Below are 430 nucleotides of genomic sequence, written 5' to 3'. Positions count from 1 at the left end.
TGTAGAAGCCGCAGCAACAGCACCGTAAAAAGATTATTTGAAGAACGGTTTCTGGGCAATGAAACAGAAAGACGAATTCAATGCAAAGGATCTTTATGTAAGATTTTTAGTGAGAATGGATGATGCTACGCAAAGAATCAATTCTAAACTAAACAACAATATGACCGGAGCAGAGAGAAAAGCTGTGATTGATGCTGAAACTAAAGCAATCCAGACTGAAAACTCTGAAAACGGAAAATATACGGTAGTAGTAAGAGATTTCTTCAACGGAAATGAATTCTACTATTTCGTATACCAGGATTATAAAGATATCAGATTGGTAGGTGCTCCCCCTTCATCATTAGGAAAATTCGGAGGAGATACAGACAACTGGGAATGGCCAAGACACACTGCAGATTTTACAGTTTTCAGAGTATATGCTGATGCTGCA

At 38.1% G+C, this 430-nt stretch carries 1 protein-coding gene; it reads left to right on the top strand.

Translation table 11 applies throughout. The features are described 5' to 3' along the window. Positions 1-37 precede the first annotated feature (37 nt). Positions 38-430 (top strand): S46 family peptidase (locus tag GB932_RS22045; RefSeq protein ID WP_497755942.1); only part of this gene is annotated, 393 nt, incomplete at its 3' end.

Origin of the sequence: Microbacterium karelineae (genome assembly GCF_009745985.1) — a bacterium.
GTDB lineage: Bacteria > Actinomycetota > Actinomycetes > Actinomycetales > Microbacteriaceae > Microbacterium > Microbacterium karelineae.
Note: the sequence above shows the minus strand (reverse complement) of the source record. Positions and strands in the feature narration are given on the sequence as shown.